Below are 21,070 nucleotides of genomic sequence, written 5' to 3'. Positions count from 1 at the left end.
TACACGCCTGCTCCAATGGTTAAGTGCGTATTTGTCGCGCTTTAGAGCGGAGAGACAGCATGGAAATCAACGAGAACGCCCCAGGCAATATTTCACAGCAGGCAGTAACGCGTGGAACGGACAATGAGGCCGGTCATGATCCAAAGCGCGATGAGGATCATATCCCGCTGCCACCGGACGACGAGGCACCCCTCGAGGAAGATATGTCGGACGTGGACGCTGCCGATTCAGTAGCCAGTGAGCATCCTGACAACTGAGCATCAACGGACCCGGCCAAGCGCCGGGTTTTCATTTAAATGTCAGCGCAAGATAATTACGTTATTGTCGGCGTGATGCCCTTTTCCGAAAGGCCGAGAAGTTAAAGCAACCCAACTGCGGAGACGGATATGCGTGCCGAAGACGTTCTTGCCGACGACACAAACGAAGCAACATTTGAGGGAGTGACCGTACGTAAAGGGACGGTGGGTGCCTTTTTGGCAAACGTACGAGTTTGGAGTAATCCAGGCGCGAGCATGGATGATCAACTGCTGGCTGAGCGAGAAATTATTCAATCTCTGCCCGCTCTTAAGGCGATCGGGCTCCTCGACGTGTTTGAGCCTAAGGATTCCCGATTGCGTGAGTTGATCGCCAAGGCGGGCGCGCTACGGTGAGAGTATCCAGAGGGGCGCCACGCTGAGCAGCAAGAGGCCGGCTTTGTCTTGATGCGCCACTGTTGTTGCTGATTATGGCTTTCACAACGTCCGCCTGTATGGGGGCCAGGCGTCGAGTGTTCGAATCCCTGCGTCCCACTCTATTTCTGATCAAGCCCAACCTGAATAGGTTGGGCTTTTTCATGCCGGGAATAAATGCCTTCCCGCGTGAACCATCTTCATCGCGAATCACACCTGCTCATTAGTTACGCGCCAAGGAAATTTCCCACACCTGATCAGTATTCCCGTGAGCAATACATCGGTTAACCCGGCGCGCAGTACTGGTGTGGCGTTGTTGCAGGGCGATTGGGCGATGGAGCCTTTCTGGTAGTCGATGCGCAAGGTTAATAGATCGGCCGCCCAGGCTGTCTGGGTCAGCAGCAGGGCCAGCAGCAGGGTGGGGATTTTCATGCTCGGGTCTCCTTGAAATGGTTGGCCGGGCGCGCCAGGCCGAGGTTTTCTCGCAGTGTGGTGCCGGTGTATTCGCGCCGAAACAAGCCACGCCGCTGTAACTCGGGAACGACCAGGCGGGCGAAATCCTCCAGCCCGCCCGGCAGGTGTGGCACCAGAATATTGAAGCCATCCGCCGCGCCTTCTTCGAACCAGCGCTGCAGCTCATCGGCGATCTGCACAGGCGTGCCGATCAAGCTGTAATGACCGCGTCCGCCGGCAATGCGTCGGCCCAGTTGCGCCAGTGTCAGCTGTTCGCGCTGGGCCAGTTCGCTCCGCAGTTGCTGGCGGCCGCGCTGGTGCTGACCAGTCGCTTCCATAGCCCAGGCATCGAAAAGATGATCGCCGAGGTGGACATCCCGGTGGTGGAAACCTGGGACTACGTGCCGGAGCGCCGTGATGGTTTTACTGCGACCCTCAGCGAGCTAGGTGTGCAGCCGTGGGTCTTCGTCCCCGACGCCGACCGTGCGCCTTTCGAGGCGGGCAAGCAGGCCATGGAGGCGCTGATGGGGGCGGTGACCAGGCCCGACGCGATTTTCTTTGCCAACGACAACCTGGCTGCCGGTGGTTTGCTCGCCGGTCAACGAGCGGGGCTGAACATCCCGCAGGACTGTGCCGTCTTGGGCTTTGGTGATTACCCCTTCGCACAGATGTTGCTGCCCAGCCTCAGCACGATCCAGCCACCGGCCCTGCAGATTGGTATATTAGCCGCCACCCGCGTTCTGCAAAGTCTGGGTGTATTACCGATCGAGGGTGAAGTTGCACGCTTGAATCTTTTGCACTGTCAGTTAATTGAAAGGGAAAGTACCTAGTCATTGCGGGGTATGGCTAAGTGCAACTAGTGGCTATTGGCTGCTAACGCTCTAAATCAGTGCATTTGGCAATGTTTTGTATTTAATTTTCCGCCAGCCGGAACTAGAGCTATAACTTCCAGTCGATACCCCCGGCTAACTCCTGCATCGGCTGTGGCGAACTAATGGCATTGTTCGGTAGTTCCAAATAGCCATACTTTTCGCAACGTTAGATATTCCTCAATGATGTCTTCAGCCCCCATCGATGCTTGCAAGATGCACATCCCGCACACCGACCAGGTGTGTGCGTGGCTGATGCAGCACGCCGGGCTTAAAACGCTGGATCTGGAACGCGCCCGGCGCTTATCCGATGACCCTCGCGACCTGCTGGGTTTACTCACGCGCCTGGGCCTGGTGTCCGAAATCGAACTGGCCCGCGCCTGGGCCGATCTGCTGGTTGCACCATTGCTGGCGGCCGACGCTGCGCCGCCGTTGCTCGACCCATTACCTGCCGTGACCGAGCGTTTCCTGCGTCACTACCACCTGGTGCCCATGGGCTGGGACGAGGGCGGCCTGCGCGTGCTGGCCGCCAACCCGACGCAGCTGTACCCGTTCCAAGCCCTGGCGTATGCCTGCCAAGTTCCTGTCTGGCTGGCCATCGGTGCACATACCGACGTAGAGGGCCTGATCGAGCGGTACTACGGCCAGGGCCGTTCGGCCATGGGCACGCTGATCGAAAACCTCGATGAGCAGGGTGGTGCCCTCGAAGATATCGAGCATCTCAAGGACATGGCTTCCGAAGCGCCGGTGATTCGCCTGGTCAACCTGATCCTGCAACGCGCCGTGGAACAACGGGCGTCGGATATCCATATCGAACCCTTCGAAAACCAGCTCAAGGTGCGCTACCGCATCGATGGCGTGCTGCACGACGCCGAAGCACCGCCCGCCAGTTCGTCGGCGGCGGTGATCTCGCGAGTGAAGATCATGGCGCGCCTGGACATCGCCGAGCGGCGCCTGCCCCAGGATGGGCGCATCATGCTGCGCATCCAGGGCAAGGCGTTGGATTTGCGCGTGTCCACGGTGCCCACCAGCTTCGGCGAGTCGGTGGTGATGCGCCTGTTGGACCGGCAAACCGTGCAGTTCGACTTTCCAAGCCTGGGTTTTGATGGCCAGCGCCTGGCAGCCTTCCTTGATTTGCTTGAGCGGCCCCACGGCATCCTGCTGGTCACCGGGCCCACAGGCTCGGGTAAAACCACCACGCTGTACACCGCCTTGGCGCGGCTCAACACCGCCGAACGCAAGATCATCACCGTGGAAGACCCGGTGGAGTACCAGCTTGAAGGCATCAACCAGATCCAGGTCAAGCCCGCCATCGGCCTGGACTTTGCCGGAGCGTTGCGCGCCATCGTGCGCCAGGACCCGGACGTGATCATGATCGGTGAAATCCGCGACCTGGAAACGTGCCGCATCGCCGTCCAATCTTCACTCACCGGCCATCTGGTGCTCTCAACCCTGCACACCAACAGCGCCGCCGCCAGCATCACACGCTTGCTGGACATGGGCGTGGAAAGCTACCTGATCGCCTCCACCGTCAGCGGCATTCTCGCCCAACGCCTGGTGCGGCGCCTGGACCCGGCCACACGGGTCGCGTTCCAGGCGCCCCCGGCGTTGATCAAGGAACACGGCCTGGATCGCCTCACCGAGCAGCGCCCGATTCTGCTGTATCACGGCGACTACCACGGCCGCAGCGCCCTCACCGAATTGCTGGTGATGAACGATGAGTTGCGTGGCCTGCTGATGGCCCACGCCGACGCCGCCACCCTTGAGCAAGCCGCCCGTCGCGGCGGTTTGCGCACCTTGTATGAAGACGGCCTGCGTCAGGCGCTGGCGGGCGTCACGTCCCTGGAAGAAGTGTTGCGCGTCACCCGTGGAGAGGATGCGTGAGCCTGTTCAAGTTCCGTGCCCTGGACAGCCAGGGCGCCGCCCAGAGCGGCACGCTGCAAGCTGCCGACCAGGCCGCCGCCGTCGCCATCTTGCACAAGCGTGGCTGGTTGCTGCTGCATATCGAAACGACAGGCAGTGCCTCGTTACGTCGTGTACGCGGGCCGTTGAAGGGTGCAGCGCTGGTGAGTTTCACCCAGCAACTGGCGACGCTGCTCGGCGCCGGTCAGCCCCTTGAACGCTCGTTGAACTTGCTGCTCAAGCAACCCGGCCAACCCCAGGTGCGGGCCTTGATCGAGCGCATCCGTGACCAGGTCAAGGCCGGCAAGCCGCTGTCGGCTGCGCTTGAGGAAGAGGGCGATACGTTTTCTGCGCTGTACCTGAGCATGGTGCGCGCGGGCGAAGCCGGTGGTGCGCTGGAAGACACCCTGCGCCAGCTCAGCGACTACCTGGAGCGCAGCCAGCGACTGCGTGGCGAGGTGATCAACGCGCTGATCTACCCGGCGTTCCTGGTGGTGGGCGTACTGGGTTCCCTGGCGCTGTTGCTGGCCTATGTGGTGCCGCAATTCGTGCCGATTTTTCAGGATCTGGGCGTGCCGATTCCGTTGATCACCCAAGTGATCCTGGGGCTTGGCGAGTTTTTGTCGGCCTATGGCCTGGTGCTGTTGGCCGGGTTGGCGATCAGTGTCGGGCTCCTGGCGACGCGCCTGCGCGACCCCAGCCGCCGCGAACGCTACGACCGTCACCTGCTGGGCATCCGTGTGGTCGGCCCGCTGCTGCAACGGGTGCAAGCCGCACGCCTGACTCGCACCCTCGGCACCTTGCTCTGCAATGGCGTGGCATTGCTGCCCGCGCTGGTGATCGCCCGGCAGGTCTGCAGCAACCATGCATTGCAGGCGCAAGTGGCTCGGGCGGCGCAACAGGTCAAAGGCGGCGGCACCCTGGCCGAGGCGTTTGGCAGTCAACCGCTGTTGCCGCAGTTGGCCCTGCAAATGATCGAGGTCGGCGAACACGCCGGTGAACTGCCCGGCATGTTGCTCAAGGTCGCCGACATCTTCGACGTCGAGGCCAAGCGTGCGATCGACCGCCTGCTCGCTGCGCTGGTGCCCTCGCTGACCGTGATCATGGCGGTGCTGGTGGCGGTAATCATGCTCGCGATCATGCTGCCGCTGATGAGCCTCACCAGCCATATATGAACCTTCATGGAGTGGAATCAATGAGAACCCGGCACCGCCAAAACGGCTTCACCCTGCTGGAAATGCTCGCGGTGATCGTGCTGCTGGGCATCGTCGCAACCATTGTCGTGCGCCAGGTCGGCGGCAATGTGGACAAGGGCAAATACGGCGCAGGCAAGGCGCAGTTGGCGAGCTTGAGCATGAAGATCGACAGCTACGCCCTGGATGTGGGGGCGCCGCCCAACACCCTGCAACAGCTGCTCGACAAGCCCGCCAATGCCTCCAGCTGGGCGGGCCCCTATGCCAAGCCTTCGGAGTTGAAGGACCCGTTCGGCCACGGGTTCGGTTATCGCTTCCCCGGGCAGCATGGCGCCTTCGACCTGATCTTCTACGGCCAGGACGGTCAACCGGGCGGCGAGGGCTACAGTGCCGATTTGGGTAACTGGGAGTAACCCGCCCATGGCCCAGCGCGGCTTTACCTTGCTGGAGATGCTGGTGGTCATTGTATTGATCGGCATCGCCGCCGGGTTGTTGGGGCTGGGTGTGCGCCAGGGGCTGCAAGTGGCTCAGGAGCGGCGGGTGGTGGGGCAGATGGTCGAGGCACTGCGCGCCACGCGGGCGGGGGCGATCGTCAGCGGCCGGGCGGCGCGCACCGAATTCGACCTGCAACGTCTGACGTTCCGGGCTCCAGGGCGTGCCCCGCAACAGTGGCAGGCACCGTTGCAGGTGACGCTGCACAGTGCCGAGCAGGCGGGCGCCGCCGTGGTGTTCTACCCCGATGGCAGTTCCACCGGCGGCAACCTGCTGCTGGCCAGCGGCGCCCGGCGTTGGCGTATCGACATTGGCTGGCTCACCGGCAGCGTGCAGTCCAGGGCGCTGCCATGAAGCATCAGGCCGGTTTTACCCTGCTGGAAATGCTCGCGGCCCTGACGTTGATGGCGGTGTGCAGCAGTGTGTTGCTGGTTGCCTTCGGCCAGAGTGCGCGCTCGTTGGCCCAGGTTGCCCACAGCGACCGGCTAACCCAGGCCGCGCTCACGCTGCTGGACCAGGAAGCGGCCGGCCCGCTGAGCGAGGGCACCTTGCAAGGCGAACTTGATGGCATCCATTGGCACTTGACCAGTACCCGGCAACAGCCCCATCTGTTTCGTCTCGACCTGAACCTGCGTGAAGGCGCGCATCAGGCCCGCTTCAGCACCTTGAAGGCCAGCCTGTGAAGCGCCGCGAGCAGGGCTTCACCTTGCTGGAGATCCTGGTGGTGCTCAGCCTGCTTTCGATATTGTTATTGCTGGTGGGCGCTGCGTTGCTGGGCGCCAATCGGGCGGTGGCCAAGGCCCAAAGTTACACCGTGAGCCTGGATGAAATGCGCACCGCCCAACAGTTTCTACGCACCGCGATCAGCGAGGCGTTGCCCTTGAATATCATTGAAGACGACAGCCAGGCCGATGGTTTTTTTATCGGCACGGCAGAGCGCTTGCAGTTTGTGGCGACCTTGCCAGGCGTGCTCGGCGGGGGCATCCAGCGCTTTACCCTGCAACGGGTAGAGCAGGATTTTCAGGTGGCGTTTTCGCAGTTGCAATCCGCTGCCAACGCCCAGCGCGCTGAACCGCAAGTGCTGCTGCATAACGTCGAGGCGCTGCAATTGAGTTATCGCGGCGTATCGCCCTTGGGCCAGCCCACCGGCTGGTTGAGCGCGTGGCCCTGGCCCCGGCGCTTGCCCGTCGCAGTACGCATCGACGCCAGCGTCAACGGGCCGGTGCCGTGGCTGACGCAAGTGATTGCCCTGCGCCTGAACCTCGGCAGCGCGAGCAGTGAACAATGAAGCGCCAACGCGGAGCGGCGTTGCTGCTGGTGCTGTGGGTGCTGGCTTTACTCAGCCTATTGCTCGGCGGTTTGGCTGCCTGGGTGCAACTGCAAAGTCGCCAGGCGCTGTGGTACCGCCAGCACACCCAGACGCTGTTGGCCGCCGAAGCCGGTATTGCCCAGGTCATGGCTGATCGGCACTGGGTGGCGGACGGGCGTGCCATCGCGCTGACCTTCGACGACGCCCGCCTACAGGTCCGCCTGCGCAGTGAGCGCGGCAAGCTGTACCTGGTCAACGCCGACCCCGATGACTTGCTGCACCTGGCCCTGGCTTGCGGCGCTACCCCGGCCCAGGCCCATCAGCTGGTCCAGGCGCTTGAGGCTCGGCGCCATCAGGGCCTGGCGCCGTTTCGGGTGCTGGAAGAAGTGCGGCAACTGCCCGGTATGACCCAGGAGCTGTACAGCCAATTAGTGCCGGAAATTACTTTGTGGAGCGACCTGGATCGACCCGATCCGGCATTTGCCAGCCCCTTGATGCGCAAGGCATTGAACCTGCCACGCCAAAACGCCGAGGGCGCCGACCCCGGCCAGGTGCTGGAAATCGACAGCCGTGCCGAGCGCCCCGGCGGCTATCAGGCACGCCTGCAACTCACCGTCTTATTGAGCCCCGCGGAGGACCGTGCACAACCCTATCGGGTGGTGCGGTGGCAAGAATGAATCGACTTGAACCTATCGCCCGCCAGTGGCGCGGCAGCCTGCTGCAACAAGGCTGGCACCTGTGGCTCACCGAGCTGCGCGGCTGTGTGCCGAGCTGGCTGGCCCCGCAAGAGCCGCCTGAACAGGTCCATTACTGGCCGCTGACGGCGCCGGTTATCCCCGGCAGCGCCTGCCAGGTGCTGATGCTCGACCCTGACGTGGTGCTGCAGCAACGCCTGCAATTGCCCCTGGCGGCCGCGCGCAATCTCACGGCGGTGGTCGGCTATGAACTGGACCGCTACACCCCGTTCGACGCCGAGCAGTTGTACTTCGTGGCGCGTCAGGAGCAGCGCACACCCACCCACCTTGAGGTCACGCTGGTGGCGATCCTGCGCGAGCGTCTGGATCGGATTCTGAGTGACTGCGCTGCCCTTGGTCTGCATCCCCATCGCGTCGATGTGGCGGGCCTGGGCATCGACCTGCTGCCGGCACCGTTACGCTCGCGCCAACGCCGAACGGGCAAGGATTTGCAGCGCAGCCTGCCATGGCTGTGTGGTGCCTTGCTGATCGCCGCCATGTTGCTGTGGCTCAACGACCGCCAGCGTGTACTCGACGCCATGCACGCCACCGTGCAGCAGCAAAAAGCCCAAGTCGCCCAGGTGCACGCCCTGCGCCAGCAACTGCTCAATACCCGCGGCGCAGCGCAGTACCTCACCCAGCGCAAACTGGCGCAACCGCCGCTGGCTGCGCTGCTCAATGACTTGACCACTTGCCTGCCCGCCGACACTTGGCTCGACCAATTGGACGTCAAGGACGCTGAGGTGACCTTCTCCGGGCAAAGTGCCAAGGCCAGTGGCCTGATCACCCGCATCAAAGGCTGCCGGCGGTTGGACAACGCCCAGTTCGAAGGGGTGATTCAACCCGATGCGCGCACCGGTAAGGACCAGTTTGCCTTGCGCGCCCACTTACGCCCGGAGGCCGCCGATGCGCCGACCCCTCACACCCCGTGAACGTCGTGGCGGGGCCTTGTTGCTCCTGGCCGTGGTACTCGGTGCGGCCTATTGGTTACTGATCGACAGCTGGTTCGCCGGCCCGTTGCGCACCATGGGCGAGCAAGCCCAGCAGTTGCGTGAGCAGCAGCAACGCTACGCCGCCGTGTTGCACCAGGGCGAGGCATTGCGCGAGCAGCTTGAGCTGGCGCGGCAAGACCCGGCCAGCAGCGCCAGCCTGTTGCCAGGCGATGACCCCGATGTGGTCGCCGCCGATCTGATGCAGCGTCTGGCCGACCTGATCAACAGCCACGCCAACCTGGGCGGCGGCTGCAACCTCACCCAGCGCAAACCCATCACCACTGAACAGGACAGCAGCGAGCCCTATCGGCAGGTCAAGGTCAGCCTTACGCTGAACTGCGCCATCGAACCGCTGACCGCGATCCTGCACGCGCTGGAATACCAGCCGCCGTTTCTGTTTGTCGATGAGTTGCGCATTCGCCGCAGCAAACAGGCACCGGCCACTGGCGGGGCGGGCAAGCTGGCGGTGCAACTGCTGGTGCGTGGCTACCTGCAACCGGCGCAGGTGGCGCCATGATCGGTGCACTGCGCCCCCTGGAGTGGGGCTTGCTCGGCTTGGCCGGGCTATTGGGCGTACTGATGGCGGTGATCCTCAGCAGCATCGGTGATCAACCGCGATGGTTGCCGCAGGCGCCTGCACCTGCGCAGCCCTCCGTCACTGTGCAGGCCGCACCGGCGCCGGCGTTGCAAGAGCTCGCGAGCACCTGGCAGACGCCGCTGTTCAGCCCCGATCGCCGCCCGGACAGCGTGGTCGGCAAGACCCAGGTGGCGAGCCTGGCCAACCTGACCCTCAGCGGCATCATGATCACCGGCAACCTGCAAATGGCCATGCTCAAGCAAGCCGGCGGCCCACCCCTGACGGTGCGCCTGGGCCAGACGCTGCCCAACGGCTGGCGCCTGGAACACCTGACCCCGCAATACGCCCGATTCGCCCTCAACGGGCGTACCCAGACCCTGAGCCTGTACGGCAAGCGGTTACCCCTGATTTCCCATCCCCGCGAGCCCCTCCCTTGATCGATATGCGCACTTCGCTGTTTTGCCTGGCCACTGCCGTCTCCCTGGGCGGTTGTGGATCCTTACCCGACCGCCTTGATCCGGACGAACAGCTGCTGAACGAGGCGCTGCAAGGCACCGGTTCGCAACGCCCGCCGAATGCGGCGCCTGCGATGCAAAGCGCTCTGCCCGAGGCGAAGTCGCCGCCGCAGCGCCAGCTGATTCGTGGCAATCAGACGTTCGTGCGTAAACCCACTGCGCCGGTAAAAGCCCAGGAGGAGGGCGGCGACATCGTCTTCAACTTTCAGGGCCAGCCCATCGAAGCGGTGATCAACAGCGTAATGGGCGACTTGCTGCACGAGAACTACAGCATCGCCGAGGGCGTGAAGGGCAATGTCAGCTTCTCCACGTCAAAACCGGTGGACAAGCAGCAGGCTCTGTCGATCCTCGAAACCCTGCTGTCCTGGACCGACAACGCCATGATCAAGCAGGGCAGCCGCTACGTGATCCTGCCGGCCAGCCAGGCGGTGGCGGGCAAGCTGGTGCCGCAGATGCGCGTGACGCAGCCCTCCAGCGGGCTCTCGGCGCGACTCTTCCCGCTGCGCTATATCTCGGCCACCGAGATGCAGAAACTGCTCAAGCCGTTCGCCCGAGAGAATGCGTTTCTGCTGGTCGACCCGGCGCGCAATGTACTGAGCCTGGCCGGCACCCCGGAAGAGCTGGCCAACTACCAGGACACCATCGACACTTTCGATGTGGACTGGCTCAAGGGCATGTCCGTGGCGGTCTTCGGCCTGCAACGCGCCTCGGTGGCCGAACTGATGCCCGAGCTGCAAGCCATGTTCGGCGCCGACAGCGGCACGCCCCTGGCGGGTATGTTGCGATTTTTGCCGGTCGAGCGCACCAACTCGGTGGTGGCGATTTCGTCTCAGCCCGAGTACCTCAGCGAGGTGGGTGACTGGATTCGCACCATTGATGAGGGCGGCGGCAATGAGCCGCAGATGTATGTGTACGACGTACGCAATATGAAGGCCGCCGACCTGGCCAAATACCTGCGGCAGATCTACGGCAATGGCGCGATCAAGGACGACGCACCGGCCAAGGTCGCGCCGGGGTTGCGTACCACCACCTTGTCCTCGTCCACCAGCGCTGGGCTGCAGGCCAATGTCCCAGCGCCTGCACCCGACGAACCCGAATCCGAACCTGCCGAAAATACCCAGGCGCCCCCCACCAGCGACCTCGAAGCCGGCACCCGCATCACCGCGCAAAAGAGCAGCAACCAGCTGCTGGTGCGCACCCGTCCGGCGCAATGGAAAGAGATCGAAGCGGCGATCAAGCGCCTGGACAACCCACCGCTGCAAGTGCAGATCGAGACCCGCATCCTGGAGGTCAAACTCACCGGTGAATTGGACCTGGGTGTGCAGTGGTACCTCGGCCGCCTGGCGGGCAATTCCACCAGCACCACGGTGGCCAACGCCTCCGGCAGCCAAGGCGCCCTGGGCGGTGGCGGGGCGGGGCTGGAGGCGGCGGATTCGTTGTTCTACTCCTTTGTCAGCTCCAACCTGCAAGTGGCCTTGCACGCCCTGGAAACCAACGGCCGCACCCAAGTGCTGTCGGCGCCGTCGCTGGTGGTGATGAACAATCAGCCGGCACAGATCCAGGTGGGCGATAACATTCCCATCAGCCAGACCACCGTCAACACCGGTGACGCCGACACCACCTTGAGCAGTGTCGAATACGTGCAGACCGGGGTGATCCTGGATGTGGTGCCGCGCATCAATCCGGGCGGGCTGGTGTACATGGATATCCAGCAGCAGGTCAGTGATGCCCAGAACCCGGCGGGCAGCAGTGAGACGCCGGTGAACCCGCGCATTTCCACACGCTCGGTGTCGACTCAGGTGGCGGTGCAGAGTGGGCAGACGGTATTGCTTGGTGGGTTGATCAAACAGGACAACGCCGAGAGTGTCAGTGCCGTGCCTTATCTGGGGAAGATACCGGGGTTGCGGTGGTTGTTTGGCAATACTGGCAAGTCCAAGGACCGTACAGAGTTGATAGTGCTCATTACGCCAAGAGTCATTACCAGCAGCAGCCAGGCACGGCAGGTGACTGATGATTATCGCCAGCAGATGCAACTGTTGCGGCCGGCTCAATAATCCTGGCTGCTCGGAGTACCAATGTGGGAGGGGCTTGCTCCTGATGGCGGCTTGACTGCCAGCGACTACCTAAATGATACGACGCGATCCAAATGTGGGAGCTGGCTTGCCTGCGATGACGGCCTGACAGCCGACACAGCTATACCGAGTACATATCCATTCCTGTGGTAACGGCTGATATTGGTTCCGCTTTTACAGCGGGTCACTTTTGGAAAAGAGCCCCAAAAGTAACCAAAAGGGCTCTTGCCCCACCACTCGGCACCTCGCTTAGGCTCGGTGTGCCCGTAATCCGACAGTGATTTGGGGGGCCGCCGCCACGCGCCATCCATGGCGCGGGGCGGCTAAACCGGCATCCCTGCCGGTTTACCCCCCAAATCCCTGTCGAATTCTGGCCAGCGTGGTTTAACGGGGCGCCTAGGATCAAAAGCAGATCAAGATCACGAGCGGCTCGCTTCGCATCGTGGTTACGGTTGGCGGCTGCAAAGTTGTGTAGATACCTATGCTATCGAGGGCAACCTCCCTAGCCCAGAATCTCTCTGCTGCTGATGGGTTAAACATTACCGTTATGAATAAAAATATTAAATAATAATGAAAGTAGAGAATATTAGCTTATGCCAAAACAGCATTATATTTTTGAAATTCATTCCGTTATGTTTGAGCTCAACAGCCTACCCCTGACCTCGGATGGTACCCAGCGTGATTCAGATTCTGCGCGCCTGACCGGGTGACTATCCCCCGCAGCAGAGTCGTTGGACGGGAGCTCAACGTATGTTGCCACTTCAAACCCCTCGCTTGCCCCACACCTAGCCCAAGCCGAAACGCCTTTTGAACACCGGTCACGCCGCGCCAGGCGCGTGCCTGCTCGATTTCGCGATTTGGAAAAAGCCGGGAATGGATATGAAGCACGTTCTACAACCCACCGCCGCCCTGACGTTGTCCTTGCTGGCTGCAGCGACGCAAGCCCAGGACGACAGCACCTTGTCTACCGTCGTGGTCACCGGCAACCGTGGCGCCGAGCAGCGCACGGTCACCAGCAGCCCGGTGCCGATTGATGTGGTCAGCGCCAAGCAACTGCAAAGCACCGGCAAGCCCGGGTTGATGGAGGCGTTGAGCGCAGTGATCCCGTCGCTGACCTTGCCGGAAAAAACCGGCTGGGACGCCAGCGGCATTGCCCGGGCGCCGAACCTGCGGGGTTTGAGCGCCGCCGAAGTACTGGTGCTGGTCAACGGCAAGCGCCGCCACACCAGCGCCACCTTGAATATCAACGGCATCAACACTGGCGCGGCGCCGGCGGATCTGGACCTGATCCCCATCAGTGCCATCGACCATGTGGAAGTCCTGCGCGATGGCGCCGCAGCCCAATACGGTTCCGATGCCATCGCCGGGGTGATCAACGTGATCCTCAAGGCCGACACCAGCGGCACTTCGGTGACCAACACCGGCCTTGGCTACGACGGGAAGAAACAGACGGTGCAGCAAAGCCTCAACAAGGGCTTCGAAATCGGTAACGGCGGCATCGTGCAGTTGGCTCTGGATGCGCGTAGCCAGAACGATGACAACAAGGCCAGCGCCAATGGCTACACCTACGAGCAGGCGTATGGCCTGGCAGGCAAGTCCACCTATGGCGGCTACGGCACGCCCAAGACCAACCTGCTGACCCTGGGCTACAACGCCGAGCTGCCGATCGATGACAGCCTCAGCCTGTACTCCTTCACCACCTACTCGCGACGCAAAGCAGAGCAGGGCCAGAACTTCCGCTTGCCGACCATCACCAACACCATCACTACCGGGCCCAACGGCTACCCGGCCGGGTACACCCCGACCTGGTACATCGACGAGGATGATTTCCAGGCGGCCTTCGGTGGCAAGGGCACCCTGGGTGAGTGGGACTGGGACCTGTCCACCACTTACGGGCGCAATGAAGCGGAGCAGGGCACCACCCACAACCAGAACCCGTCCCTGGGCGAAGCCACGCCGAACAGCTTTACCTCCGGCACGTGGATTTCTACCGAGTTGACCACCAACCTGGATTTCAAGCGCGGCTTTGATATCGGCCTGCAAAAACCCTTGGACCTGTCCTATGGCTTCGAGCATCGGCGCGATACCTACGAGGTACAGGCCGGTGACTACGGGTCTTATGCCAACGGCGGCTACTGCGTGGCGCCGGGTAACTGCGCGTCGTCAGGGGCTCAGGTCACCAACGGTATTTCCCCGCAGGAAGAAAGCAGCGCTTCTCGCAACAGCCTGGCCAGTTATGTGGACGTGGGCTTCAACCCCTTGCCGGATTGGTACGTCGGCACCGCTTTGCGCTATGAGCATTACAACGAAGGCGTGGGTGCCACCCGCAGCGGCAAGCTGACCACCCGCTACGACTTCACGCCGCAGTTCGCGGTGCGTGCCACGGTGAGCAATGGCTTTCGGGCGCCGTCCCTGGCCAACAGTTTGTTCAGTGCGCGCTCCACCACCTATGGCGTGGTGGACGGCGTGTACCAGTCGATCAATTACGGCGTGCTGCCGGTGGGGTCGGCGGCGGCCAAGGCGCTGGGCGCCGAAGAGTTGAAGCCCGAACGCTCCACCAATTTCAGCCTCGGTTTCACCCTTACACCCACCGACCGCCTGAGCTTCACCGCCGATGCCTACGTGATCAATCTACGTGACCGCATCACCCTGACCGGCACCTTGCTGGGTCCTGAAGTCACCCAGGTACTGCAGAACAACGGCATCAACTCCACCTCCGGCGGCCAGTACTTTATCAATGGCGCCGACACCCGCACCAAGGGCCTGGACCTGGTCAGCAGCTACAACCAGGACCTGGGCGCGTTCGGCGCGCTGAAGTGGACCGCTGCGTTCAACTGGAACCAGACCAGAATCCAGAACTACAAGGCGTCCACCAGCATCCTTGGCCGACCTTATGACCTGATGGACCGCGAGGCCCGCAACCTGATCACCGGCGTGCAGCCCAATACCAAGCTGATCCTTGGTGGCGACTGGAGCATCGAACGCTTCAATCTCAGCCTGGCCCTGACTCGCTACGGTTCCTACAAGGAGGTCAATTCATCGGCCAACCGCGACCTGGACCGGGTCTACAGCGCCAAATGGATCACCGACCTCGACCTTGGCTACAACCTCACCAAAGACCTGAACATCGCCATCGGCGCCAAGAACCTGTTCGACCAATACCCCAAGAAACAAGGGGTGCCGAGCAGCACCATGGTTGCCAGCTACGGCACTTATTCGCCCTACGGTTTTACCGGTGGGTACTACTACACCCGGCTGACTTACGCCTTCTAAGGCCTGCGAGGAATAGCACATGCCCATTGTCGCCAAACCCTACGACCTGCTTGATGAGGTCAGCGTACAACCGCTGCGTCAGCACCGCGTCTCCACGCCGATCAAGGCGCTGCAAGTGGTGCCCGCCCGGCATCCCTGGCGCTGGGCCGGGTCGATCTTCGCCGCGCTGGTGCTGCTGGCCATCGTGCATTCCCTGGCCACCAACCCGCGGTGGGAGTGGGGGGTGTTCGGCCAGTGGTTCTTCTCGCCGTCAGTGCTGCGCGGCTTGGGGCAGACGCTGTTGCTGACGCTGCTGAGCACGGTGTTCAGCGTCATCCTTGGCACGGCGCTGGCGTTGGCGCGGCTGTCGGGCTCACCGTTGCTGGCCGCATTGGCCTGGGGCTATATCTGGTTTTTCCGCTCGATGCCGGCGCTGCTGGTGCTGATCATTCTCTACAATTTTGCCTACCTGTACGACCACATCGTGCTCGGTGTGCCGTTCACCGATCTGGTGTTCGCCGAGTGGTCGACGGTGGATGTGCTCAGTCAATTCACCGTGGCGGTGCTTGGCTTGAGCCTGATGCAGGCCGCCTACGCGGCAGAGATCATTCGCGGTGGCCTGATCGGTGTGGAGGCCGGCCAGCATGAAGCAGCCGCGGCCCTGGGGTTGCCGGCCTCGCGGCGCATCTTCCGCATCATCCTGCCCCAAGCGCTGCGTTCGATTTTACCGTCGGGGTTCAACGAAATCATCGGCCTGGTCAAGGGCACTTCCATTGTCTATGTGCTGGCCCTGCCCGAGCTGTTCTACACCGTGCAGGTCATCTACAACCGTACCCAGGCGGTGATCCCGCTGCTGATCGTGGCCACGGTGTGGTACCTGATCATCACCACCGTGCTCACCAGCGCCCAGTACTACGTCGAACGTCATTTCGCCCGCGGCACCGCCCGGGTGCTGCCGCCGACGCCGTTGCAGCGCCTGCGCCTGTGGCTCAAGGAGAAGTCCCATGGCTGAAGCACGCGCCGGGCGCATCCAGATCCAGGGCGTGGGCAAGCGCTTTGGCAACCAGCAGGTGCTCGATAATATCGACCTGACCATCGACCCCGGCAAGGTCACGGTGATCCTCGGCCCGTCCGGCTCGGGCAAGTCCACCTTGCTGCGCACCATCAACCACCTGGAGAAAATCGACAGCGGGCATATCACCATCGACGGTGAATATGTCGGCTACCGACGCAAGGGCGACCTGCTGTTCGAACTCAAGGAGCGCGAGATCCTCAAGCGTCGCATCGACGTGGGTTTTGTATTCCAGAACTTCAACCTGTTCCCGCACCTCACCGCGTGGGAAAACATCGCCGAAGCGCCGTTGGCCCACAAGCGCTGGAGCAAGGCCCAAGCGCACTTCAAGGCCGCCGAGTTGCTGGCCAAGGTCGGCCTGGCGGACAAGGCCGACGCCTATCCGCGCCAGCTCTCCGGTGGTCAGCAACAACGCGTCGCCATCGCCCGGGCTCTGGCGCTGGACCCGAAGGTTCTGCTGTTCGACGAGCCCACCTCGGCCCTCGACCCTGAGCTGGTAGGCGAGGTGCTGGACGTGATCAAGGGCCTGACCCGGCTGGGCGTGACCCTCGTAATCGTCACCCACGAGATCGGCTTTGCCCGTGAAGTGGCAGACCACGTGGTGTTTCTTTGCGACGGTCAACTGATCGAAGAGGGCCCGCCCGAACAGATCTTCCGCCAACCCCGCCATCCCCGCACCCAGGCCTTTCTCGGCAAGGTGCTTTAGTTCAAGGAGTGAGTGCCCATGTTCATCAACACCACCCGCGTGACCTTGCTGGCGCTTGCCGTCAGCACCGCGCAATATGCCTTCGCTGTGCAACAGGTTGATCTCAGCCCCGACCGCCCGCGCATCCATGTGCCGCGCAATGAAGCGGCCATCGCGCAGATCCCGCCGGGCTTCAAGTTCGCCCAGCCGGGCAAGTTCACCGTGGCCGTGTCCGGCGTGGCCGGGCCGCCCCTGGCACTGCTCGCCAGTGACGACAAGACCACCATCGGCAGCGAAGCCGACACCGCGCAATTGGTCGCCGACAGCCTCGGCCTGCAACTCAACGTGGTGCAGACCAGCTGGGAAGACTGGCCCCTGGGTGTCAGTTCGGGCAAATACGATGCGGTGATCAGCAACGTCACCGTCACCGAGGCGCGCAAGAAGCGTTTTGACTTCGCCACCTACCGCCAGGATGTGCTCGGCTTTTACGTCAAGAGCACCAGCAAGATCAACGCGATTCAGCAGGCGGCGGACATTGCCGGGCTGAAGATCATCGTCGGCTCCGGCACCAACCAGGAAAAGGTCCTGCTGGCCTGGAACGAGGCCAATGAAAAAGCCGGCCTCAAGCCTGCGCTGTTGCAATACTTCGACGACCAGGCCGCCGCGCAACTGGCGGTGCAGTCAGGGCGCAGCGATGCGCTGTTCGGGCCGAACTCGGTGTACGCCTATTCGGCGGCGATCACCGGCGGCATCAAGCGCGTCGGCACTGTCAACGGTGGGTGGCCGTTGCAGGCCGATATCGCCGTGACCACGCGCAAGGACAACGGCCTGGTCCAGCCGATCCACACCGCCCTGGAGGGCGCGATTGCCGGGGGCCAATACGAGCAGGTGCTGCAACGTTGGGGCCTGGATGTCGAACGCGTCGACAAGTCGCTGATCAATCCACCGGGCCTGCCGGACTAGGAGCATCGACATGGGACTGACACGACGTGAAGCGCTGTCGAGCATTGCCGCAGTGGGCGGTGAGAAGGCGGTCAAGGATGCACTGGCGGTGTTGGGGCTGGGCCCATCGTCACACCGCCGACCGCAACCGCTGAAACTCAAGGATGGCCTGGGGCAGGGCACCCGCGTGCTGGTGCTGGGCGCCGGGATTGCAGGATTGGTCACGGCCCTGGAACTGAGTCGCGCCGGCTTCAGCGTGCAGGTGCTGGAAGCCCGTGAGCGCGTAGGTGGTCGCACCTGGACCCTGCGCAACGGCGATCGCGTGGCCTACAAGGATGGTCGCTCGCAAACCGTGGGGTTTGATCCGGGCCAGTATTTCAACGCCGGCCCGGCGCGCATTCCCAGCCAGCACCGCACCATCCTCGACTATTGCAGTGAGCTGGGCGTGCCGTTGGAAGTGCTGGTCAACAGCAGCCATGGCGCTCAGGTGCGGCCGGACCTGAGCCAGCCGGCGTTCAGCGTCGGCCAGGCGCTCAACGATACCCGTGGGCACCTGTCCGGGTTGCTGGCCAGGGCGGTGCAACGTGACGCCCTTGACGATGTGTTGAGTGGTGAAGAGCGCACGCGCCTGCTGGGTTTTTTGCAGGTGTACGGCGACCTGTCCCAGGAGCTGGCCTTCGAGGGCACCCTGCGTTCCGGGCACCTTGAATCCGCCGCCCACCCTGGCGCCTTGCCCGCCCGCCACAAGCCGCTGGGGTTGGAGCGCTTGCTGCACCCGGAACTCTGGGGCGCTTTGTTGCACACCGAATTCCCGGAATTTTCAGCCACCATGTTCCAGCCGGTGGGCGGCATGGACCGCATCACCGACGCCCTCTACCGACGCGTGCATGAGCAGGTGCAACTGGGCGCCCAGGTGCGACAGATCCGTCAGTTGGAGGACGGCGTGGCGGTGACCTATCACGACCAGCACAGCGGCCGCGAACAGGTGGTGCGTGCCGATTACCTGGTCTCGACCTTGCCGCTGCCCCTGCTGGCCAGGCTCGACAGCGACTTCAGCGACCCGGTCAAGGCCGCCTTGCTCAGCACGCGCAGCGACCAGGCGACCAAGGTGGCGTGGCAATCCCCACGTTTCTGGGAAACCGATTACCGCACCTATGGCGGCCTGTCATGGGTCGAGCACCCGGCGCGCTTGCTGTGGTACCCCAGCAACGACCTCAACACCCGCGAGGGCGTGCTGGTGGCCGGTTACGTGACCGGGGAGGGCGCCGACGTGTTCGGCGCACAGCCACTCGAACAGCAGCACGCCGCCTCCCGACAAGCCGTAGAGCTGTTGCATCCAGGTTATTCCAAACATTTGCGTCATCCACTGGCGGTGTCCTGGGAACAGATCCCCTACAGCGAAGGCCCGTGGCTGCAACGCGAACACTTCCCCGCCCAGGCCCACGCCTTGCTGGAACGGCCCCATGGCCGGGTGTACTTCGCCGGCGACGGCCTGGTGCAAAGTGGCGTGGGCATCTGGCAGGAGTCGGCGGCCAACTCCGCGCGCCATGTGGTGGCGCAACTGGCCGAGCACATCACCCAACAACGACAGATCGCGGCTGTGGCCGCCTCTTGAGGAGCAATACCATGAGCGACAGCATTCAACGCACCAGCGTGGGCGATTTTCCCATCTCGCAAACCGTCACCGTGCCGGCCTCGGCCAGTCTGATATTCGTCAGCGGCACGCTGCCCGACCTCGCCGACCCAAATGTGCCTGGGGCTTATGGCGACACCGAAGTGCAGACTGTTTCAGTGTTTAACAAGCTGCGCAAAATCCTCCAGCAGCAGGATCTGGACCTGGGCGATATCGTGCAGTTGCGGGTATTTCTGGTCGGCGCGGAAGAAACCGACGGCAAGCTGGATTTTGCCGGGTTGCAGCGGGGGTATACGCAGTTCTTCAGTACGCCCGAGCAGCCGAACAAACCGGCGCGGACAGCGTTGCAAGTGGTGGCGCTGCCGTTGCCGGGGGCGTTGGTGGAAGTGGAGGCGACTGCTGCTCGGGCGGTGTGATGACGCCCGTCACTCTGCGGCGTGGAGCCTTTGCTCTGTCGCCCGATCGATCAACGCCCGCAGCGCTTCGAACAAAGGGGCTGCATCTGTGTGTTTTTTGCCGTAGGCCAGGTTGAAGGCGTAATCGAAATCGGGCGGGTTCAGCCCTTGGGTGTGCTGCAGCAGGGTCTCCAGTTTGTCCATGGCCTTGACGGCTTTTGCTTCCGGCGAGCGCGCGTTCTCGTAGTCATCCCATAACGTCAGGATCTCGGCTTTCAGGGGGCTGTCCAGGGACTGCGCCAACAGCAGCAGGTCGAGCCGCTCCTGTTCGCCCTTGTTGGGAAACGCCGCCTGGCTGACCGCCGGGATATCGCCGTGGATGGCTTCGCCCAAATCATGGATAACGCACATCTTGAGGATTTTCAGCAGGTCCAGGCCGGGCAGTTGATCGGCGAACACCATCGCCATCAGACACAGGCGCCAACTGTGTTCGGCCGTGCTTTCAGTGCGGCCCGAAGCCGTGTGGGCGCTTCTGAGCACATCCTTGAGTTTTTCCGCTTCGCGCAGAAAATCGAGACGGCCTTTGATTTTTTCCATGTCCATGATGCTGCCCCGCAAGGTCGGTTGTGCAGGTAAGCCTAGGTGCGCGAGCGCAGATCGTCCACGCATAAAATATGCGCGGTGGGCTTTCAGAGTGTCTCGACCAGGCGTGCTGCGCTGCCATCGCTCAGGGTCATGCGTGTCCAGCGACACAGGCTTGGGCGTATGGGCACGAGATTGGAGTCGTTGCTTCCAGTGGTGAATTCAAGGGCCGGTGGTGCCTGGGTTTCACGCTAGCCGGTATGCTCCAGGCTGGCTTCGATCAGCTGGATTTGCGGCGTTGCGAAGCGCCACAACGACTGGCCCATAAGCTCGGCGAGCGGGCTGCTGAACTGGCGTGCGCGGGAGGGCGAGCACGCGAGCAGGCGGTGCGTCAGGTCGCACACCAAGTGCATCGCTTGCGAACTCTCGCTGACCAGCCGGGCCAATGCCTGATCGGCGGCTGCATCAAGTCGGGCTGCCAACAACTGCTCAAGCTGTTGGTGCGCAGCCGGATCCATCGCTTGTACGCCACTTTCCCAGCGCGAAATAGTCGATTGCGTGACGTTGAACAACTGCGCTGCATGACTTTGCTTGATGCGGTGCAGCAAACGCCATCGCCGCAGCGCAACGCCGGGCAAGGCAGGCTTGAGCAAGGAGTGAGGCATCTGCGATTCCTGAGTCGACGGGTGGATGACGAGTGTGATGACAAGAGGGCAGCGGTGCAAATGAGTGG

20 protein-coding genes and 4 pseudogenes are annotated in these 21,070 nt (G+C 62.8%); 21 read left to right on the top strand and 3 right to left on the bottom strand.

The annotated features are described in order from the left end of the window. Positions 1-59 precede the first annotated feature (59 nt). From LJX92_RS16985 to LJX92_RS16975, 3 genes and pseudogenes are all read left to right on the top strand, one after another. Positions 60-257 (top strand): hypothetical protein, encoded by a 198-nt coding sequence (locus LJX92_RS16985; protein ID WP_032880294.1) that lies wholly within the window; start codon positions 60-62, stop codon positions 255-257. A gap of 129 nt (positions 258-386) precedes the next feature. Then, complete coding sequence (locus tag LJX92_RS16980; RefSeq protein ID WP_078821836.1) at positions 387-650, top strand: hypothetical protein; 264 nt, start codon at positions 387-389, stop codon at positions 648-650. A gap of 268 nt (positions 651-918) precedes the next feature. Beyond that, positions 919-1,017 (top strand): annotated as a pseudogene (locus LJX92_RS16975) (aquaporin); the annotation flags it as partial. A gap of 79 nt (positions 1,018-1,096) precedes the next feature. On the opposite strand, the pseudogene LJX92_RS16970 reads toward LJX92_RS16975, so the two are convergent. Continuing rightward, a pseudogene (locus LJX92_RS16970) lies at positions 1,097-1,450 on the bottom strand (nitrilotriacetate monooxygenase); the annotation flags it as partial. Here LJX92_RS16970 and LJX92_RS16965 point away from each other — a divergent pair. From LJX92_RS16965 to LJX92_RS16880, 18 genes and pseudogenes are all read left to right on the top strand, one after another. Beyond that, positions 1,430-1,951 (top strand): annotated as a pseudogene (locus LJX92_RS16965) (substrate-binding domain-containing protein); the annotation flags it as partial. The pseudogenes LJX92_RS16970 and LJX92_RS16965 overlap by 21 nt on opposite strands. A gap of 255 nt (positions 1,952-2,206) precedes the next feature. Continuing rightward, positions 2,207-3,874 (top strand): GspE/PulE family protein, encoded by a 1,668-nt coding sequence (locus LJX92_RS16960; RefSeq protein ID WP_416309145.1) that lies wholly within the window; start codon positions 2,207-2,209, stop codon positions 3,872-3,874. Further along, positions 3,871-5,067 (top strand): type II secretion system inner membrane protein GspF, encoded by a 1,197-nt coding sequence (gene gspF, locus LJX92_RS16955; protein ID WP_228308660.1) that lies wholly within the window; start codon positions 3,871-3,873, stop codon positions 5,065-5,067. Before LJX92_RS16960 ends, gspF begins: the two co-directional genes overlap by 4 nt. 20 nt (positions 5,068-5,087) lie before the next feature. Continuing rightward, a complete protein-coding gene (gene gspG / locus LJX92_RS16950; protein WP_087945255.1) occupies positions 5,088-5,498 on the top strand; it encodes a type II secretion system major pseudopilin GspG in 411 nt (136 codons plus the stop codon). A 7-nt stretch (positions 5,499-5,505) separates the two neighbouring features. Then, positions 5,506-5,931, top strand: a complete 426-nt coding sequence (locus tag LJX92_RS16945) for a type II secretion system protein (protein ID WP_103733805.1) — start codon at positions 5,506-5,508, stop codon at positions 5,929-5,931. Continuing rightward, positions 5,928-6,260, top strand: a complete 333-nt coding sequence (locus tag LJX92_RS16940) for a type II secretion system protein (protein WP_228308659.1) — start codon at positions 5,928-5,930, stop codon at positions 6,258-6,260. Before LJX92_RS16945 ends, LJX92_RS16940 begins: the two co-directional genes overlap by 4 nt. Further along, the gene (locus LJX92_RS16935) at positions 6,257-6,865 is read left to right on the top strand and encodes a prepilin-type N-terminal cleavage/methylation domain-containing protein (protein ID WP_078821832.1); all 609 of its coding nucleotides are present in this window, start codon (positions 6,257-6,259) and stop codon (positions 6,863-6,865) included. The genes LJX92_RS16940 and LJX92_RS16935 overlap by 4 nt, the downstream gene beginning before the upstream one ends. Continuing rightward, positions 6,862-7,563 carry a general secretion pathway protein GspK gene (locus tag LJX92_RS16930; protein WP_078821831.1) on the top strand — a complete coding sequence of 234 codons (702 nt, stop codon included), beginning with the start codon at positions 6,862-6,864 and terminating at the stop codon, positions 7,561-7,563. The genes LJX92_RS16935 and LJX92_RS16930 overlap by 4 nt, the downstream gene beginning before the upstream one ends. Next, entirely contained in the window at positions 7,560-8,552 is a 993-nt protein-coding gene (locus LJX92_RS16925; protein WP_216091808.1) for a PilN domain-containing protein, read from the top strand. Before LJX92_RS16930 ends, LJX92_RS16925 begins: the two co-directional genes overlap by 4 nt. Then, positions 8,527-9,129, top strand: a complete 603-nt coding sequence (gspM, locus tag LJX92_RS16920) for a type II secretion system protein GspM (RefSeq protein WP_032880310.1) — start codon at positions 8,527-8,529, stop codon at positions 9,127-9,129. Before LJX92_RS16925 ends, gspM begins: the two co-directional genes overlap by 26 nt. Beyond that, complete coding sequence (locus tag LJX92_RS16915; RefSeq protein ID WP_032880312.1) at positions 9,126-9,626, top strand: general secretion pathway protein GspN; 501 nt, start codon at positions 9,126-9,128, stop codon at positions 9,624-9,626. Before gspM ends, LJX92_RS16915 begins: the two co-directional genes overlap by 4 nt. A 5-nt stretch (positions 9,627-9,631) precedes the next feature. Continuing rightward, a complete protein-coding gene (gspD, locus tag LJX92_RS16910; RefSeq protein WP_228308658.1) occupies positions 9,632-11,758 on the top strand; it encodes a type II secretion system secretin GspD in 2,127 nt (708 codons plus the stop codon). 897 nt (positions 11,759-12,655) lie between these two features. Continuing rightward, entirely contained in the window at positions 12,656-15,049 is a 2,394-nt protein-coding gene (locus LJX92_RS16905; protein ID WP_228308657.1) for a TonB-dependent receptor plug domain-containing protein, read from the top strand. Positions 15,050-15,068: 19 nt separating this feature from the next. After that, positions 15,069-16,040: an amino acid ABC transporter permease gene (locus LJX92_RS16900; protein ID WP_228308656.1), complete on the top strand. Its 972-nt coding sequence runs from the start codon at positions 15,069-15,071 to the stop codon at positions 16,038-16,040. Continuing rightward, entirely contained in the window at positions 16,033-16,806 is a 774-nt protein-coding gene (locus LJX92_RS16895; protein WP_032880317.1) for an amino acid ABC transporter ATP-binding protein, read from the top strand. Before LJX92_RS16900 ends, LJX92_RS16895 begins: the two co-directional genes overlap by 8 nt. Before the next feature lie 18 nt (positions 16,807-16,824). Beyond that, the gene (locus LJX92_RS16890) at positions 16,825-17,748 is read left to right on the top strand and encodes an ABC transporter substrate-binding protein (RefSeq protein WP_223019073.1); all 924 of its coding nucleotides are present in this window, start codon (positions 16,825-16,827) and stop codon (positions 17,746-17,748) included. Positions 17,749-17,758: 10 nt separating this feature from the next. Next, positions 17,759-19,342, top strand: coding sequence for a flavin monoamine oxidase family protein (locus tag LJX92_RS16885; RefSeq protein WP_228308655.1), 1,584 nt, complete (start codon positions 17,759-17,761; stop codon positions 19,340-19,342). Positions 19,343-19,353: 11 nt separating this feature from the next. Then, a complete protein-coding gene (locus tag LJX92_RS16880; protein ID WP_228308654.1) occupies positions 19,354-19,776 on the top strand; it encodes a RidA family protein in 423 nt (140 codons plus the stop codon). Between the two features lie 9 nt (positions 19,777-19,785). Here the strand turns inward: LJX92_RS16880 and LJX92_RS16875 are convergent, their stop codons facing one another. Both LJX92_RS16875 and LJX92_RS16870 read right to left on the bottom strand, forming a co-directional pair. Next, positions 19,786-20,358: an HD domain-containing protein gene (locus LJX92_RS16875; RefSeq protein ID WP_032880322.1), complete on the bottom strand. Its 573-nt coding sequence runs from the start codon at positions 20,356-20,358 to the stop codon at positions 19,786-19,788. Positions 20,359-20,444: 86 nt separating this feature from the next. After that, positions 20,445-21,002 (bottom strand): annotated as a pseudogene (locus tag LJX92_RS16870) (helix-turn-helix domain-containing protein). Between the last annotated feature and the right edge of the window lie 68 nt (positions 21,003-21,070).

Origin of the sequence: Pseudomonas sp. HN8-3, assembly GCF_020790195.1 — a bacterium.
Classification (GTDB): domain Bacteria; phylum Pseudomonadota; class Gammaproteobacteria; order Pseudomonadales; family Pseudomonadaceae; genus Aquipseudomonas; species Aquipseudomonas synxantha_A.
Note: the sequence above shows the minus strand (reverse complement) of the source record. Positions and strands in the feature narration are given on the sequence as shown.